This is a genomic window from Actinobaculum sp. 313 (assembly GCF_003073475.1).
Lineage (GTDB): Bacteria > Actinomycetota > Actinomycetes > Actinomycetales > Actinomycetaceae > Asp313.
On record NZ_CP029033.1, the window covers coordinates 1,567,218 to 1,582,783 of the forward strand.

17 protein-coding genes are annotated in these 15,566 nt (G+C 61.0%); 6 read left to right on the forward strand and 11 right to left on the reverse strand.

The features are described from left to right. Nucleotides 1-32 precede the first annotated feature (32 nt). Together DDD63_RS06780 and DDD63_RS06785 are read left to right on the forward strand one after the other, a co-directional pair. Entirely contained in the window at nucleotides 33-701 is a 669-nt protein-coding gene (locus DDD63_RS06780) for a TrkA family potassium uptake protein (protein WP_205647211.1), read from the forward strand. After that, entirely contained in the window at nucleotides 698-1,399 is a 702-nt protein-coding gene (locus tag DDD63_RS06785) for a TrkA family potassium uptake protein (RefSeq protein WP_108715734.1), read from the forward strand. The genes DDD63_RS06780 and DDD63_RS06785 overlap by 4 nt, the downstream gene beginning before the upstream one ends. On the opposite strand, the gene DDD63_RS06790 is transcribed toward DDD63_RS06785, so the two are convergent. From DDD63_RS06790 to DDD63_RS06805, 4 genes are all read right to left on the reverse strand, one after another. Next, nucleotides 1,363-2,226 (reverse strand): DUF3159 domain-containing protein, encoded by an 864-nt coding sequence (locus DDD63_RS06790; protein ID WP_240611198.1) that lies wholly within the window; start codon nucleotides 2,224-2,226, stop codon nucleotides 1,363-1,365. The genes DDD63_RS06785 and DDD63_RS06790 overlap by 37 nt on opposite strands. Before the next feature lie 39 nt (nucleotides 2,227-2,265). Further along, complete coding sequence (locus DDD63_RS06795) at nucleotides 2,266-2,538, reverse strand: hypothetical protein (protein ID WP_108715735.1); 273 nt, start codon at nucleotides 2,536-2,538, stop codon at nucleotides 2,266-2,268. After that, entirely contained in the window at nucleotides 2,535-3,251 is a 717-nt protein-coding gene (locus tag DDD63_RS06800) for a DUF3710 domain-containing protein (protein ID WP_108715736.1), read from the reverse strand. Before DDD63_RS06800 ends, DDD63_RS06795 begins: the two co-directional genes overlap by 4 nt. Nucleotides 3,252-3,331: 80 nt before the next feature. Further along, nucleotides 3,332-3,631, reverse strand: coding sequence for a DUF4193 domain-containing protein (locus DDD63_RS06805; protein WP_108715737.1), 300 nt, complete (start codon nucleotides 3,629-3,631; stop codon nucleotides 3,332-3,334). A gap of 280 nt (nucleotides 3,632-3,911) precedes the next feature. Between DDD63_RS06805 and sepH the strand changes: the two genes are divergently transcribed. Then, nucleotides 3,912-5,039, forward strand: a complete 1,128-nt coding sequence (sepH, locus tag DDD63_RS06810; protein WP_108715738.1) for a septation protein SepH — start codon at nucleotides 3,912-3,914, stop codon at nucleotides 5,037-5,039. Between the two features lie 97 nt (nucleotides 5,040-5,136). Here the strand turns inward: sepH and DDD63_RS06815 are convergent, their stop codons facing one another. The 5 genes from DDD63_RS06815 to DDD63_RS06835 all read right to left on the reverse strand — a co-directional run bounded on the left by DDD63_RS06815 (nucleotide 5,137) and on the right by DDD63_RS06835 (nucleotide 9,029). Then, nucleotides 5,137-5,784: a thymidine kinase gene (locus DDD63_RS06815; protein ID WP_108715739.1), complete on the reverse strand. Its 648-nt coding sequence runs from the start codon at nucleotides 5,782-5,784 to the stop codon at nucleotides 5,137-5,139. Beyond that, entirely contained in the window at nucleotides 5,784-6,944 is a 1,161-nt protein-coding gene (locus tag DDD63_RS06820) for an alkaline phosphatase family protein (protein WP_240611199.1), read from the reverse strand. Before DDD63_RS06820 ends, DDD63_RS06815 begins: the two co-directional genes overlap by 1 nt. After that, on the reverse strand, nucleotides 6,941-7,501 hold the full coding sequence (locus DDD63_RS06825; RefSeq protein ID WP_108715740.1) for a DUF5998 family protein: 561 nt from the start codon (nucleotides 7,499-7,501) through the stop codon (nucleotides 6,941-6,943). The genes DDD63_RS06820 and DDD63_RS06825 overlap by 4 nt, the downstream gene beginning before the upstream one ends. A 220-nt stretch (nucleotides 7,502-7,721) precedes the next feature. Continuing rightward, a complete protein-coding gene (locus DDD63_RS06830) occupies nucleotides 7,722-8,138 on the reverse strand; it encodes a hypothetical protein (protein ID WP_125482455.1) in 417 nt (138 codons plus the stop codon). Nucleotides 8,139-8,282: 144 nt separating this feature from the next. Continuing rightward, nucleotides 8,283-9,029, reverse strand: a complete 747-nt coding sequence (locus tag DDD63_RS06835) for a hypothetical protein (RefSeq protein ID WP_125482456.1) — start codon at nucleotides 9,027-9,029, stop codon at nucleotides 8,283-8,285. Nucleotides 9,030-9,362: 333 nt separating this feature from the next. Between DDD63_RS06835 and DDD63_RS06840 the strand changes: the two genes are divergently transcribed. Next, complete coding sequence (locus tag DDD63_RS06840) at nucleotides 9,363-11,795, forward strand: DNA topoisomerase IV subunit A (RefSeq protein ID WP_108715743.1); 2,433 nt, start codon at nucleotides 9,363-9,365, stop codon at nucleotides 11,793-11,795. 68 nt (nucleotides 11,796-11,863) lie between these two features. On the opposite strand, the gene DDD63_RS06845 is transcribed toward DDD63_RS06840, so the two are convergent. Further along, entirely contained in the window at nucleotides 11,864-13,993 is a 2,130-nt protein-coding gene (locus tag DDD63_RS06845; RefSeq protein ID WP_108716682.1) for a DNA topoisomerase IV subunit B, read from the reverse strand. Nucleotides 13,994-14,290: 297 nt separating this feature from the next. Next, on the reverse strand, nucleotides 14,291-14,491 hold the full coding sequence (locus DDD63_RS06850; RefSeq protein WP_108715744.1) for a hypothetical protein: 201 nt from the start codon (nucleotides 14,489-14,491) through the stop codon (nucleotides 14,291-14,293). A gap of 102 nt (nucleotides 14,492-14,593) precedes the next feature. Between DDD63_RS06850 and DDD63_RS06855 the strand changes: the two genes are divergently transcribed. Continuing rightward, nucleotides 14,594-15,250: a 3'-5' exonuclease gene (locus DDD63_RS06855; RefSeq protein ID WP_240611200.1), complete on the forward strand. Its 657-nt coding sequence runs from the start codon at nucleotides 14,594-14,596 to the stop codon at nucleotides 15,248-15,250. A gap of 44 nt (nucleotides 15,251-15,294) precedes the next feature. Next, the gene (locus DDD63_RS12255) at nucleotides 15,295-15,447 is read left to right on the forward strand and encodes a hypothetical protein (RefSeq protein WP_164505484.1); all 153 of its coding nucleotides are present in this window, start codon (nucleotides 15,295-15,297) and stop codon (nucleotides 15,445-15,447) included. Nucleotides 15,448-15,566 lie beyond the last annotated feature (119 nt).

A 15,566-nucleotide genomic window follows, 5' to 3' on the forward strand; every position in this document is an offset into this window, starting at 1 on the left:
GCCACTGACGCAGGTGCGGTAGCGTCTAGAACGTGCACTTTGTCATCATGGGCTGCGGGCGCGTGGGCGCTGCGCTCGCCATCAATCTTTCGGATATGGGCCACTCCGTGGCCATCATCGATAGCAATCTCGACGCCTTCCGGCGGCTTCCCGAGGATTTTCCCGGCCAGCAAGTCAACGGGATAGGTTTTGATCGCGAGGCGCTTGTACAGGCGGGAATCGAAGACGCGGACGGGTTTGCGGCGGTGTCGTCAGGGGATAACTCCAATATCATCGCCGCCCGTGTGGTGAGAGAAACATACGGCATCACCAATGTTGTTACCCGTATCTATGACCCAACACGGGCGGATGTCTACGAGCGGCTGGGAATAGCTACCGTTCCGACCGTGCGGTGGACGGCGGATCAGGTGCTCCGGCGCCTTATCCCGCTTGGCCCGCATTATGAATTCTCGGATCCGCTCGCCGGTATGAGTCTGGTCTCTGTGGATCTAGACGAGTCGTGGTTTGGGCGCAACGTGTCGCAGATCGAACTCGCAACCGGCGCACGTGTAGCATACATCACCCGCCTAGGGCGTGGTCTCGTGCCGCAACATGATCTGGTCATCCAAGACGGCGATATGCTGCACCTGGCAGTTCCCACCAACGAGGCGGGTGCTGCGCAGCATATTCTGGTTCACGAAGTACGGGAGGAGACGCTGTGAAGGTTGTCATTATTGGCGCCGGATCTGTTGGCCGGACCATTGCGCGCGAGCTCGCCTCCTCCCGGCATGACGTCACCATTATCGATAAGGAACCGGCGGCCATGCGGGTCGCATCAGTCGCCGATGCCGAATGGGAACTGGGCGATGCGTGCGAGATCGGAACATTGGAGGAGGCCGGCGTGGGCGGGGCCGACGTCGTCGTCGCCACAACCGGTGACGATAAGGCGAACCTCGTGGTCTCGTTGCTTTCCAAAACCGAGTTCGGCGTGGAGCGTGTGATCGCTCGTGTGAACAATCCGAAGAACGAGTGGCTCTTCAACGACGCCTGGGGTGTTGATGTCGCAGTTTCCACACCACGGATCATGACCACACTGGTGGAGGACGCCGTCGCCGACGGCGAACTCGTTGCCGTGCTGCGTTTCCAGCGCTCGGGTGCTTCGCTGATGGAAGCAACGCTTCCGGAGGATGCTCCTATCGTGGGTGCCGTAGTCTCTGAGGTCCTATTGCCGCCCAGCATTACCCTGGTGGCGATAGTCCGCGACGGCATGCCTTTTCCCGCTGATCCCGATCTGACCATCGATGCCGGCGACCAGGTGATCCTGCTCTGTGCGGAGACTGACAACGGCGATCTGGCGCTGGTGGAGGAACTGGTCTCCTCCATTCAAGATGAGGATGGCACGGAAGAGTCCACCGACTGACCTTGTGGTGCGCAATCACCGCCGACGCCCGGATCAGCAACCGGTGGAAGTCCGCGTACCAGCATCCAGGTCAGCCACGCCACCAGAGCGAATAAGAACGGTCCCATAATCAGCCGGGTTACGGCCAATGCCGTTGTTGCGCGGGCGAGGAGGAGGGGCGCCTGAACAAGTAGACGCGCAGCGAAAAGTCCCACCCATAGCCACGTCACCTGCCAGTAGCGTCGCCGTGTTGCACGTTGGTCGGGTTCGTTGCGCCGTGGCCCGTTGCGCCACGCCGTTGCATCGCCTCGAAGAAAACCGATGAGGAGCCCCAGTGCAGGCCAGCGCAGTGCCATTGACAGCAGCAAACCGCCAAGATAGGCACCGTTGGTGACGAGGCCCCACGTGAAATAGTTCGATGCCTCACCACTACGCCATGCCCACACGGCCGAGATAAGGATCCCAAGCAGTCCTCCCAGCGCCGGCATCACGTCGATGCGCTGAACTGCGCGCAGCCCGATAGCAAGAATAGCGACGATCACCGGCGCAACAATGGATGGCACCAGCTGATGCGTCACCAAGAAGACGATGATGAAGATAAGCCCTGGAGCTACAGTCTCCACTAGTCCTCGTATGCCACCAACGGCCTGCCAAACGTCGAAGTCCTCTCCCAGAACGGCTGCCAGACCCGAGGAGGCAACCCGGGATGATGATCCCGGCATGGGAGGTGACTTCCTCGCCGCATCCGCATCGGAGGTCTCGACCGGCACGGACGAGGCCAGAGACTGCCCGCGGCGCGTTGATGCCGCGATCTCGTTGCCTTCGTCTGCTCCTCGCGGTGTCATCATGAATTCATCCAATCAGGTGTAGGTCAAGCCGACGGCTCATTAGCGCAGGGCATCGATATGCGCCGGTAGTACGGTGAACCACGGGTTGAAAACTGTGGGCACTCCGTTGTGACTGGTGAGGGTGCCCTTAACATGCAGGCGACTCCCGATGTCCACGCAGTGTAAATCCGTTCGCCCCAGGAAGGCGAGCAGCAGTGAATTATCCCCCACTTGCAACATGACCTCAAGAGTTGGCGGGGTCACGGAGCCCGGATAGCTGATAGCACTGACCACGCCTCGCAGGTTGACCCGGCGCGAGGGCGAACCAGTCATCGGATCTCCGTAATCTCCGGACCCCGTTGCGGAAGGGACAGCCGCGGGCGCCCGTCATCCGCCGTAGGACCATCGTCTTTCTTGGTACGCGGAACATGCAACGGGAGGATTTCGCGCGGAGGATGCGGAGTTTGGCCACGCGAAACTACCGTACGATCAAGCACCTCGTGTATCAGTGAGCTTGCCGCTTTGTCGTCCACCGCCCCGCGTCCCGTGACCGTCACGCGCAGAAGCCAACGCGGACCATCGATGCCGAGATAACGCACCGGATTTGCCGAACGCTTTCCGTTCGCGGGCATCTGAGCACGAATCTCCGTTCCGTACTCGCCCTTGGCTTCGCGCGAGGAACCACCCTGCGAAGCAATCGAGGAGATCATTTCCGAGCGAACGTCGTCCCAAATATTCGCCGACTTCGGCGCGGCGAATACCTGCAGTTGCACGGCGGTCTGTGCCTTAACATACACCACGCCCAGAACAACATCGCGACGGCGGTCCACGGAGAATTGGATGGTGGCCCCTTTGACGGCAGGAATCCACAGAGAACCGGCGTCAAGGAGATCTCCGCGTTCCGGATGATCTGCCTCATCAAACGGGCCGACCCCCTCCCCCGCTTCCTCTTCCGATTCTTCGGGCGCTAATTCTTCCACGGCACTCTCAGAGTTCGGGTCCTCCTGCGGATCCCGTGCCTTGCGCCTACGCGAGAATAACCCCACGCTAGCCTCACTTCCCACGGCCAGCGGCCGCCCGCTCGTTCCCGGTCCCTGATTCTCAGGCGCCGGTCATCAGTACCACCTTAGCCCGCGCATTCGGTACACACCGGCAAACCGTCCTCTTCATACGCAAGCTGCGAACGGTGATGTACAAGGAAACACTGCGAACAGGTGAATTCGTCATCCTGCGCCGGAACCACATTGACGGAGAGCTCAACATTTGACAGGTCGGCTCCGGGGAGCTCGAAGCCCTCTGCCGCCTCGACTTCATCCTCATCAACGGATCCTGACTGCTGCTCCGAGCGGCGCGCTTTGAGCTGCTCCAGGGAATCCTCCCGCAACTCCTCATCTTGCTTACGCGGTGCATCGTAGTCGGTCGCCATCGTTCCTCACGTTCAGTAGTCTCATGGCTCTTTCGCCCGTTGCCGGGCCGCCACGTTCGAAACCGGACTGCATAGCATTCCTAACGCCAGCAAACCCGAGATATTCCCCACGGGCTTCGAACGCGTGCGCCCATAATTTACCAGAGATTCGCACAATGTCCATTCGTCTGGCCACACTGCTCGCTCCTGGTGGACAGTGACGAACACACCCGCCCAGAATCCGCCACGTCGTCGTCCACAGATGGCACCCTAGAACACGAGCATATGTAGAAGGGAAGCCATGATTAGACTCGAGCTTCTTGGGCTGCAGCCCGACGGCGAGAACCTCACCCTGAACGACGCCGATGGCAACCGCTATCTTCTGCCCGTTACCGAGCAGTTGCGTGCTGAACTGCGGCGTGACCGGGCCGCTCAGCAGCAGGATTCCGACGGCGAAACGCGGCAAATGGGGCCGCGCGAGATCCAAGCGCGTATTCGTGAGGGCAAAAGCATTGACGAAGTCTCCGACGAGTCGGCGCTTCCCGCCTCACGCGTTTCCGCCCTGGCATATCCCATTCTCGCCGAGCGAGAATACAACGCGCGTTTGGCCCGTTCCTTCTCTCTTGGGCATGAGGTCGGAGCCCTGACTGTTGAAGAGTTGGTCGCCTCACGTCTCGTTGCGCGCGGCGTTGATCCAAGTCAAATTCGATGGGACTCCATTCGTCTTTCCGGTGAGCCGTGGACCTTGGTTGCCAAGTTCTTGTCCGGCGAACGCGAACACCGCGCCTCGTGGCATATTGATTTGGAACGCCGCACGCTAGAGGCCCTGGACGATGAGGCCATCTGGCTTTCTGAAACGCAGATTCCCGCGTCCTCCACTCCCTGGCGGCCCGCCAACACGCCCCCGGCAGACGCCTCCGCGATTGCGGAACTGCCGGTGAACAAACCCTCTGTCCCTTCACCTTACAAGGCAGCGGAGGCGCCGACGGCACCGGCCTCGCGCATTGATGAGGTACTGGCATCCCTGGATTCTCAGCGCGGCAAGTCGCGCCCGATGCCCGACGAGAACAACGATGTCGACACTGAGTTCGCCGGTGCGCATCCCGCCCTGTCACAACCGGAGGAGGTACAGGACGCGACTGTTCTGAGTTTGCGGCCCCGCCCCGTGGAGTCCACCTTGTTCTCCACACCGAGCCCGACTACGCAGACACCGCAGTCCCCAGGGGAGAAAACTCCAGCGGCAGCGGAGGACGTGCAACTTCCCGGCAGCACCTCCTCGCCCCAGAATTCCTCCTCAGGTGATCATGCCGTCGTAACCGAGGACGCACAGGACTCCCCCGCTCCAAAATCCAAAGCGAAAGCGCGTAAACGCAACGCACGCCCGGCCATGCCGAGTTGGGATGAGATCGTCTTCGGTAAGAAAGACTGACCCGAGCTTCGTTCAGGCCCGGCCGAAGTCCAGGTCTGGCAGCACAACCGCGCTGGGCAACAGCAATACGGTGCGTCGTGTTGCCGACGTGTCTGGGTCACACCTCGTTCAGCGTGTCCTCCCCCAGGGTCTCGGCGGCCTGTGCCGCCTTTACGCTGGCCGCCGTCATATGCCGCATATGGTGGTATCGGCACAACACTTCGTACCCTACATCTTGTGCCCCGGTGTCGCCAACCACGACCTGCTCTCCTTCGGTGACCATCATGCCGCCGACGGTACGCGCGTTATGTGTGGCTCGTTTGCCGCACCAGCACAGGGCCTCCACTTGCAGCACCTCGACGCGATCGGCCAGCTCGATCATCCGTGCCGAACCGGGAAACAGCCGGGTACGGAAATCAGATGTGATGCCGAAGCCGTACACCGTAATGCCGATTTCATCCACAACGCGCGCTAGCTGTTCCACCTGCACCGCCGTGTAGAACTGCACTTCGTCGCAGATGACGAAATCAACTCGTCCCGCTGTCCGCTCCCGCGCTATCGCTTGCCACAAGTCGGTGGTTTCTAATACCTCGTATGCCCGTGCTTCCAGGCCCAGCCGAGAGGAGAGCCGCCCGGCTCCCGCTCGGTCATTCCGCGTGAAAATCAGCCCGCGTAAGCCGCGCTGCTCATGGTTGTACGCGGTCTGCAACGCCAACGTGGACTTGCCGCAGTCCATGGTGCCGGAGAAGAAAATAAGCTCGGCCATCACACCACCTCGGTAATCAGCGGCACGAGCATCTCCTCGGCCGTCAGTGAACCGTGAACGCCCCGCATCAAGGAGCGATGCGGATCTCGCCCACGCGAATCCATAATGGAGAAGTCTCCGTGCTGAATGACGAGCACATCACCCATCACCGCGCGTGCCTCGGCGTGTACCTCGCCGAAGATACCCGTGGCGATTGCATCATCACGCAGCAACACCATTGAGCGTTGCCCCAGTGCCTCGCGCCAGCGTGCGGCGACGGCGCCCGGTTCTCGGGTGTAGAGATGCAGCAGGCGTTCCTCGCCCGATACCAGGTCGACGTCGCGCTGCAGCTCTGGATAATCGGCAACATCCATACGCTCCGCGACATCAACCATGCCGTGATCGGCGGTCAGCACGATCAGCGTACCGGAAGGCAGACGACGGGCAAGAGCGGCCATGGCGGAGTCAAGTGCCTCTAGCTGGATCGTCCATTGTTCACTTGTCCAGCCGTGGCGATGTCCAGCGTGGTCGAGTTCCTCCCAGTACAGGTAGACGGCACGGCACTGCGTTCGCAGGGCTGCGGCGGCGGCATCTATGCGTTCGTCGATACTGTCGGCAACCAGTGCTTTCGCGCCGCGCAGCGCGCAGAGTGTGAGCCCGGAGTTCACGAACGATGCGGGCTGGATGAGCCGGCACGCATCGGCCGTGCTACCCAGTTGTTCGAAGAGAGTTGGCATTCTCTGCCATGACACGGGATCTAACCCCGGATCATTCCACGAGATAAGCGAGAAACTTCGCCCGCTGGCGGGAGATCGCAGCGCATAACTCATCATCGCGGTGGCACCCGGCGCCTCTCCGGTTCCAACCGCGGTAATGGCCGCCGCCGTCGTCGATGGCGCAACGGTTGTCAGCGGCTCGGTCTGCGTCCACGCGCGAAGTGTTGGCACGTGGCCGGACCGGGCCGCCAGATTGTGAGCACCTAGTCCGTCCACCAGGACGAAACAGACTCTTTCGGCTTTCGGCAATCCCAGTAAGGCGCGGTCGGCTGCGGATGTTGTCCCCGCGGATGACGTAGCAAGCCCGACGGCGTCCAGCGCGGCGGAGAGCGTTGCGCGGACGTTACGTGAGATCGGGGGCGTTAGTCCGGCCCCCTCCAGGCCTGCAGCTGCGTTGTTGTTCATCGCTGTGCCAGAATGCCGCTCAGTTCGTTGATGAACTGCAGACCGCGGGCAAAGATATCGTCCGCCAGTGAAGAATCGAGCAGGATCTCGGCGTCGTCACCCCCGCCGACGCTCACCGTCCCGTGGTCGGCATCGCAGGTGGGATCGTCACAAGAGGCCGGGAAGGTGTCGAAGGCCCATCCGCCACCCCAGCGCAAGCGCATGCTCACCATGCTCAGTGCACCCGATTGCGGCCCATCAAGGACGCGCCTGCGCGTCACCTGAAAGTCACGGATCTGGCCCAAGCCCACCGATTGCACCGTTGTGACCAGCTCACCGGCGGGAGATAGCTCGTAGGTGACGCCGGAAACGAGGATGAGCAGCCGCGAGTCCGTGACGCAGAAAATAGAGACCGAATCAAAGACGGAATCCTGGTCGAACACGGTCTCCGGGCGTAGGAAATACGCCTGAACCGGCGCATCACCAAGCGCCGCAAGAACGTCCTGCGCCGCAGATGATTGCTCGGATACAAGCGTGTAGAGGTCAGCCAGGAACTGGTCACGGCGGTTGATCTTCACTCGCTGATTCTCTCACCTCGATGCCGGGTGTGCACGTTTCGGGCATACCCGCGCGTGCGCGATTCCCGCAAGACGCCGAATAGACCGTCAATGCTCGCAGCTTCCGTGCCACCACGCGATCATCCAAGCAAGCATGTGAACTGGAGCCTTGCTGCCCAACACCACTCGCTGCAATTGCGATGTACCGGAGCAACGGCGGGCAAACAAGGCAACCCAGCGTTCAGTCCGCAGCAGCTTCGATACTGACGATATCGCCGCGCCGGGGATCGCCGTTGTCGGTCAGATCGAGTACCACATTGACTGACCCTACGTACCCGCCATTTTCTTTGTCCAATCCTAGCGACTCCGCAGTAACGTCCTGCGGTAGTTCCACTGAGATTGGGAAAGTGCATTGCGGAAGCACTCCGGCCGCCTCTGTGACGGCGAAGCAGACTTCGGCCGATCCCTCAGTCGGCACGATCAATGCTGCTCCTTGCAGTTCGTAGCGTTGCCCGACCGTGAGTTCTCCCTCAAATACGTCATAAGACTCCGAAGTCAACGTAACGACTTCTTTTGGCTCGGCTTGATCGGACGAACATGCAGCCCCACCTGCAACTAACAGCACCGCCGAGAATACGGCTACTATCGAACGTCTCATGCGCACATCTACCTCATATCAATGCCGAACTTTTGTCCGGCTAACCGGTTGCGATAATCGTGAGTCCTCGCCAGGGGCACGGGTAGGTACCGACCGCCCGGGGCGCTCCCCGACTTTCCCATTTCTCGCGTTACCGGGCGCCCGTTACTCCGCTACGTTCTCGTCAGTTCTCACAACCACCACCTTTACGTTGTTCAGACGGGAATCGCTGGTGACGCTAGCGGCAAGTAACGGATCAGGCTCCGTATCCTCCGAGAACGCGGGTATGGAGTCATCCTCCAGATTCAGAACAACCGCATTTCGCTCATCATCGACGGATGCAAAGGCCAACTCCGGCAGATCGGCAGGAGGATGGCTGTTGAGATCATCCGCTACTGCTTGCAGGTCGTCGATTGACTGCTCCGTTCGCTCCATCGTCACGCCGAAGGGCATATCGTCAGCGCGAGCCATCAGTTCGGCATCACATTGCTCATTGAGCGAATAGACCGTCATGGTGGACGTATAGGGGTCGTAGTCAAATCCACCTACACAGTCTGGGATCTCCTCATAAGCAGCCTCGCGGTAGTCCAACCGTTCTAGGGTCCCATCCACATGGGCGATGGCATCCTCTTCGGATAGACCGAGATCGCGCATGATGACATGAACCTGCTCTGCAAACTGCGGATCGGCGTCTGGCATGGAAGCCAGTGTCGGAACCTCGATCTCCTCAAATTGCGTTTCGGCGGCATCGTCACTATCGACATCAAACCCCGCAAGATGAGCAGACTCATTAGTTACATATGGACTTGCATTGAAGTCCCGTGAACCTGTAGCATCCACAGTGACGCTCGTACATAGGATCAGTGCCGCCACACCGCCTAGGGCCGCACCGATCATTCTATGACTTCGCACTATCATTGCACCTTCTCCTTCGCGTGCTTGATGGCGCATCAACTCTCGCAAGTAAGACTATCGTTAGTAGGTACTAGTTACCCGATTTCTCTAGAGTTGCACTGTTTTTCGATTCTAAGACGGGAAAATTCCCGCGCCAGAGTTCGCCCGACGCGGTGTATCGGTACCTCGCAAGGCACTCCTACTGACAAGCGCACGCACTGTCCTCGCACCCTCCCCTCCCAGCAAACAGGACCGTCCTTCCTCCTGTGCCGTACCGCCGTCGGGTATCTCACGGGACACGGCCCGCCACGTTCACCATATTCCCAGCCACGACGCGGAATACTTGAGATCATGCGAAAGACTGCGACACCGCCCGCCGATGAGAACATCGTCGATATTGATGTCTCGAAGGAGATGCGCACTTCCTTCCTCGAATACTCATATTCGGTGATCTACTCGCGTGCGCTCCCCGATGCCCGCGACGGCTTCAAGCCCGTGCAGCGTCGCATTCTTTTCCAAATGGACCAGATGGGCCTGCGCCCTGACCGCGGGCATGTGAAGTCCTCCCGCGTAGTCGGCGACGTCATGGGCCGGCTCCACCCGCACGGCGATGTAGCCATCTACGACGCCATGGTCCGCCTCGCCCAACCCTTCACCATGCGCCTGCCGCTTGTCGACGGCCACGGCAATTTCGGCTCCCTCGATGACGGCCCGGCCGCTCCCCGCTACACGGAGGTGCGTCTCGCACCGGCAGCCCTCGCCATGACGGCCTCACTGGATGAGGACGTGGTTGACATGGTGCCGAATTATGACAACACCCTTATGCAGCCCGAGGTGCTCCCCGCGGCCATTCCGAACCTGCTGGTCAACGGTTCCTCCGGGATCGCTGTTGGCATGGCGACGAATATGCCACCGCATAACCTGGTGGAGGTGGTGAACGGTGCACGGCATCTGCTCACCCACCCGGAAGCATCGCTAGAAGATCTCATGCGCTTCATCCCCGGGCCGGACCTGCCCGAAGGCGGAAAGATCGTTGGGCTCGACGGTGTGCGGGAAGCCTACGCCACCGGCCGCGGCATTTTCCGCACCCGAGCGACGGCGCGGATCGAGAACATCACCGCCCGCCGCAAGGGCATCGTCTTCACCGAACTCCCCTACCTCGTGGGCCCGGAAAAGGTCATCGACCGGCTCAAAGATGCGATCAGCGCAAAGAAGGTGCAGGGCGTCTCCGGCGTGCAAAACCTCACCGATCGTCATCACGGCATGCGACTGGTCGTCGAGCTGAAATCCGGCTTCAACCCCGATGTGGTGTTGGGCCAGCTATACCGGCACACCCCGTTGGAGGATTCCTTCGGCATTAACAATGTCGCCCTGGTCGATGGTCAGCCGCGACTGCTGGGATTGAAGGAACTATTGCGGGTCTTTCTCGACCACCGTATCTCCGTGACGCGGCGTCGTTCATCTTTCCGGCTCAACAAGGCTCAGCACGACCTGCACCTGGTTGACGGGCTTCTCATCGCGGTACTCAATATTGACGAAGTCATCGCTGTCATTCGTTCTTCTGACGACACCGCATCCGCCCGCACTCGCCTCATGCAAGTGTTCGACCTATCCGAACAGCAGGCTGAATACATTCTTGAACTACGTCTGCGGCGCCTCACGAAGTACTCCCAGATAGAACTGGAACAGCGCCGCGAGGAGCTTCTGGCGCAAATCGCCGAACTCGAAGAAATTCTCGGCTCTGAGGAGCGTCTGCGCGACGTCGTCTCCGGGGAGCTGGCCGATGTCGCCCGCGAGTACGGAACACCACGCCGCACGGTTCTTCTCGAATCGGATGGCGCAACGGATCTCGTCGCAGCGGCGAAGAACCAGTCGGCGGAGTTGGCCGACGATCCCTGCTGGGTCATGCTCTCGGGCACCGGTCTTCTCGCCCGAAGCGGTGATGCGGTTCGCCCCAGCTACGAAGGCGCCCGTGTGGCGCATGATGCCGTGGTTTCCGCCGTTCCCTCCACCGTGCGCGGGCAGGTAGGAGTCGTCACCAGCGCGGGCCGGATTTGCCGGTTGGACGTGGTGGACGCACCGGCAATTCCTCCGACGACGACGGCACCCTCGCTCGCGGGCGGCACCCCGCTGTCGGAACTCCTTACCCTGGGAAGCGACGAGCGCCCACTGGCGCTGGTAGACCTGAGTGCAGATGCTCCACCCCTCGCAATGGCTACCGCTCACGGGCGTATCAAACGGCTCAATGGCGGACACCCCGCCAAGGACGCGTGGGATGTCATTACATTGGGCGACGGCGATTCCGTCGTCGCCGCCGCACACTGCGCTGATTCCGAACAGATCGTCCTGGTGACAACCGATGCGCAACTACTGCGTTTCTCCGCCGAGACCGTTCGCCCGCAAGGTCGCAACGGGCAGGGCATTGCCGGTATTCGTCTTTCCGACGGGGCGCGGGTACTCGCACTCGGCGTAGTGCCCGGCAATGACATTGCCGGTTCGCTTGTGGTCACGGTGGCGGGTGCCTCGGATGCACTTCCGGGAACGGTTGCCGGCAGTGCAAAAGTCACGCCTCTTGACCGCTTCCCCGCCAAGGGCCGTGCAACCGGTGGAGTACGTGCTCAGCGCTTCCTGCGCGGGGAGGATTGCCTGCAGTTGGCATACGTGGGCCCGGCCCCGCTGCGAGCCGTGGGCAGCGGAGGGCAGGCGTTGGAGTTGCCGAAAATCGACGAGCGGCGCGACGCCTCCGGCACAGCGCTTGTCGCGCCCGTTGCCGCCATCGGCTGAATGCTTCAGATGTGGCGGCTGGCACAGAGCAGCCGGGCATAGCACACTACCCGCAGGCCACCCACCGGCTAGGCGTCGATGCGCTCGCGATCGATATCCGCAGCACCGGCAACGATGAAGTCGCGCCGTGGCATGACATCACTGCCCATCAACAGCTCAAAAATCGTCTCGGCCTCCCGCAGAGCATGTTCATCCTCCATGCGAATACGCCGGAGGGTCCGCCGGGCCGGATCCATCGTGGTTTCCGCCAGCTGGTGGGCATCCATCTCCCCCAAGCCCTTGTAGCGTTGGATCGGCTCCTTGTATCGCCGCCCGCTGCGTTCCAAGCGCTTGAGTACCCGGTGAAGCTCGGGTTCGGAATAGGTGTAGATGTACTCACCCTTCTTCCCACCAGAACCTGCCACCTCGACGCGATGCAGCGGCGGCACGGCCGCGAAAACTCGCCCGGCTTCCACCATTGGACGCATATAGCGGAAGAAAAGCGTCAGGAGCAGGGTGCGGATGTGGGCGCCGTCGACGTCGGCGTCAGTCATCATAATGATCTTGCCGTAACGTGCGGCGTTAAGATCGAAGGTGCGGCCGGATCCGGCGCCAACCACCTGGATGATCGATGCCACTTCTGCGTTGCGAAGGATATCGGCCGGAGACGCTTTCTGAACGTTGAGAATCTTTCCGCGGATGGGCAAGAGCGCCTGAAAATCCGAGGAACGCGCCAGCTTGGCCGTTCCGAGGGCGGAGTCGCCCTCAACGATGAACAACTCGGTATGTTCAACGTCCTCGCTGCGGCAGTCCGCGAGTTTGGCGGGCAATGCCGAAGCTTCCAGGGCGTTCTTGCGCCGGGAGATCTCTTTGTGCATGCGCGCCGCAACACGTGCGCGCATCTCGGCGACCACCTTTTCCAACAGGCGAGAGGTCTCCGTTTTCTGGTCGCGTTTTGAGGAAGTGAGGACACGTGTCAGCTCGGTTTCCACCACGTTGGCCACGATTCCCCGCACCGGGGCCGTGCCGAGGATCTCCTTGGTCTGGCCTTCGAACTGTGGCTCGGGTAGCCGCACCGTGACGACGGCGGTCAGCCCAGCAAGCACGTCGTCCTTCTCAATCTTCGGATCACGCGCGGTGATGTGAAGGCGACGTGAATTGGAGTCGATCAGGGCTCGCATCACTTTCATGACGCCCTGCTCGAAGCCGGTCTGATGTGTGCCGCCTCCCGGAGTGCGGATGATATTGACGAAGGATTCCTCCGTGGTGTCGTACCCGGTTCCCCAGCGCAACGCAATATCTACCTGACAGGTGCGTTCCATCTCCTTCGTTTTCAGATGGCCCGTCTTCTTGTCGAACACCTGCACGTTCTCGGTGAAGGCGCCCTCACCGGTCAGATGCATGGTGGCGGTCACCGCCGGATCGGTGGCGAGGAAGTCGACGAAATCGCACGTGCCGCCATGAAAGCAGAAGGTCTCTTCGCTGGTCTCCTCCGCTCCGGGTGTGCCGGCCAGACGACGCTCGTCGATAATCGTGATCGACAGGCCCGGAATGAGGAAGGCCGTCTGCCGCACTCGTTCCACCAGCTCGTCGTAGGAGAATTGAGCCGAGGCGAGGAAGATCTCGGGATCGGCCCAGTACCGCACCCGGGTTCCGGTGCGTTTCTTAGCCACTTTGCCCACCACATCAAGCTCGGAGGCACTGGTAAAAGGTGTGAAATCCGAGTCTGGGGAGGGGCCGCGCCGCGAGTCAGAATATCGGCCCGGTTCGCCACGGCGAAATTGCATCTGGTAGGTCTTCCCCGCCCTATCAACCTGTACGTCCATACGAGCTGATAGTGCATTGACCACCGAGGCTCCGACCCCGTGTAGGCCGCCGGAAGATGTGTAGGAGCTACCACCGAACTTCCCGCCGGCGTGCAGCTTTGTGTACACCACTTCGACGCCGCTCAGCCCAATGCCGGGTACGGTATCAACTGGTACACCGCGTCCGTCGTCGCTCACTTCAACGGAACCATCGGCAAATAGGCGTACGGTGATGTTCTTCGCAACGCCTTCGAGCGCCTCGTCCACCGCATTGTCGATGATCTCCCACAGGCAGTGCATTAAGCCCCTCGAGTCGGTGGAGCCGATATACATTCCGGGGCGTTTCCGAACAGCCTCCAGGCCTTCTAGGACTTGGAGGTGACGTGCGGTATAGGTCTCGACATTCTGTGCCACGATGGCAATGCTACGTTCCGTGTGCACCAAATCGCGTCATTGGCGCACACAGGCGGGAAAAGTCACGTTCTCCGCCAATTCGTTCGCGGGTGCGGGTCTGTGCGGCGAGCCCCCAGGACGGTTGGGTCAAAACCCTGAGGTCCAAGGCCGGGTGTATCTATACGCCTGGCTGGCTGCGCCGGGCAAATCCATACCGGAAGGACCGATGTCGAGCGGGTTTGTGCGCCGAACGCCAAGCTGGAGCGGCTCCACACGCCCAGGGCTACGATCTCCTTTTGGTGCCTCAGGCGGCGGCGCTCACAAGCTGGCGATACGCTCACGCTCATCCTGGATGGAGACGGCGGCTTCGCGTAGCGTGTCCAGATGCTCATTGGCGTGATGCCCGCAGAAGAACAATTCACCGTACGGCAAAACAACGCGCACATACGCTTGCGCCCCGCAGGCGTCGCAACGGTCGTCGGCGGTTAGCGTGACTTCATCAGGCAGTGTTGTACTCACACTGATATCAAAGCACCTTTGGGGCAGAAGATTCCCATCCGTCCATGGCGTTCACCCGTGGCGTACTTCGGTGTTGCGCGACTGCGCGGTAGAGTACCGCCTGTGCCGACAGGACATCGAAAGAAGAGGACCGGGAGGGCGGGTTTCGCCGTCGTCGACTGCGAAACGACCGGCTTGAGTCCAACTCGGGATCGCATCATCGAGATAGGCGTTGTTCTACTCGACGATTCGGGCGCTGCCGAGGGCGAGTGGTCATCGCTTGTAAACCCGGGCCGTCCGGTATCTGCGCAGTTCATTCACGGTCTGAGAGACGACGACGTGGCCGATGCTCCTTCCTTCGCGGAGATTCTCTCAACCCTGGTTCCCCTATTGCGGGGGCGTTCCATTACCGCTCATAACGCGCGCTTTGACATTGCGTTTCTCAATGCCGCCTTCCACCGCTCCTCCTATCCACTCACCTTCCCGCTGGATGCGGCTGTGTGCACGATGGAACTGTCAAAGATCTACTTGCCAGCGGGTCGTCATTCGCTGTTGGAAGCGGCGCAACGAGCCGGGATACGCGCCCACCAGCACCATCGGGCCTTGGCGGACGCCTGGACAGCAGCCGAGCTGTTGCGCGCCTATCTGGCGGCGGAAGAGAACGGAGTGCGTTACCTTCCGCAAGCCGTATCACGCGATGGCCAGGTCATGTTGCCGGCTGCATGGGTCGACGCACAGGAACGGGCGGCACGGGTTGCCTGGCCTGACTCGCTGCTTTAGGGTTACTCCGCTTTGTACTCCTTCGCTTCGGGCGCCTCGAACCTATGACCTCCCCTTTAGAACTGCTCTACTTCAGGACTCCTCCGCTCAGCTACCTGGTGCGATTCTCCGCGTTAATCGCGGAACATGGGGAAGACCCGGAGATTTTGGCCGTGACCTTGGATGTTTCTGCAGTCGCGGCCGCGTCGCGGAAGTGAGTGGTGCAAGGGGCCCTTTCCCACATGCAGCACGCGGCCCTCACCCGCAACCGAGGCCATATGTGCAGCTGACCGCCGCTTAAACAGCGGCGGTCAGTAGCAAAAGACCCGGTCCATCT

Bases quoted from the DNA above. Each gene is read 5' to 3' on its own strand.
- DDD63_RS06805 (WP_108715737.1), bottom strand. From the start codon at position 3,631: ATGGCGACCGACTACGATGCACCGCGTAAGCAAGATGAGGAGTTGCGG.
- DDD63_RS06790 (WP_240611198.1), bottom strand. From the start codon at position 2,226: ATGATGACACCGCGAGGAGCAGACGAAGGCAACGAGATCGCGGCATCA.
- DDD63_RS06815 (WP_108715739.1), bottom strand. From the start codon at position 5,784: ATGGCCGAGCTTATTTTCTTCTCCGGCACCATGGACTGCGGCAAGTCC.
- DDD63_RS06840 (WP_108715743.1), top strand. From the start codon at position 9,363: ATGCGAAAGACTGCGACACCGCCCGCCGATGAGAACATCGTCGATATT.
- DDD63_RS06795 (WP_108715735.1), bottom strand. From the start codon at position 2,538: ATGACTGGTTCGCCCTCGCGCCGGGTCAACCTGCGAGGCGTGGTCAGT.
- sepH (WP_108715738.1), top strand. From the start codon at position 3,912: ATGATTAGACTCGAGCTTCTTGGGCTGCAGCCCGACGGCGAGAACCTC.
- DDD63_RS12255 (WP_164505484.1), top strand. From the start codon at position 15,295: ATGACCTCCCCTTTAGAACTGCTCTACTTCAGGACTCCTCCGCTCAGC.
- DDD63_RS06820 (WP_240611199.1), bottom strand. From the start codon at position 6,944: ATGAACAACAACGCAGCTGCAGGCCTGGAGGGGGCCGGACTAACGCCC.
- DDD63_RS06830 (WP_125482455.1), bottom strand. From the start codon at position 8,138: ATGAGACGTTCGATAGTAGCCGTATTCTCGGCGGTGCTGTTAGTTGCA.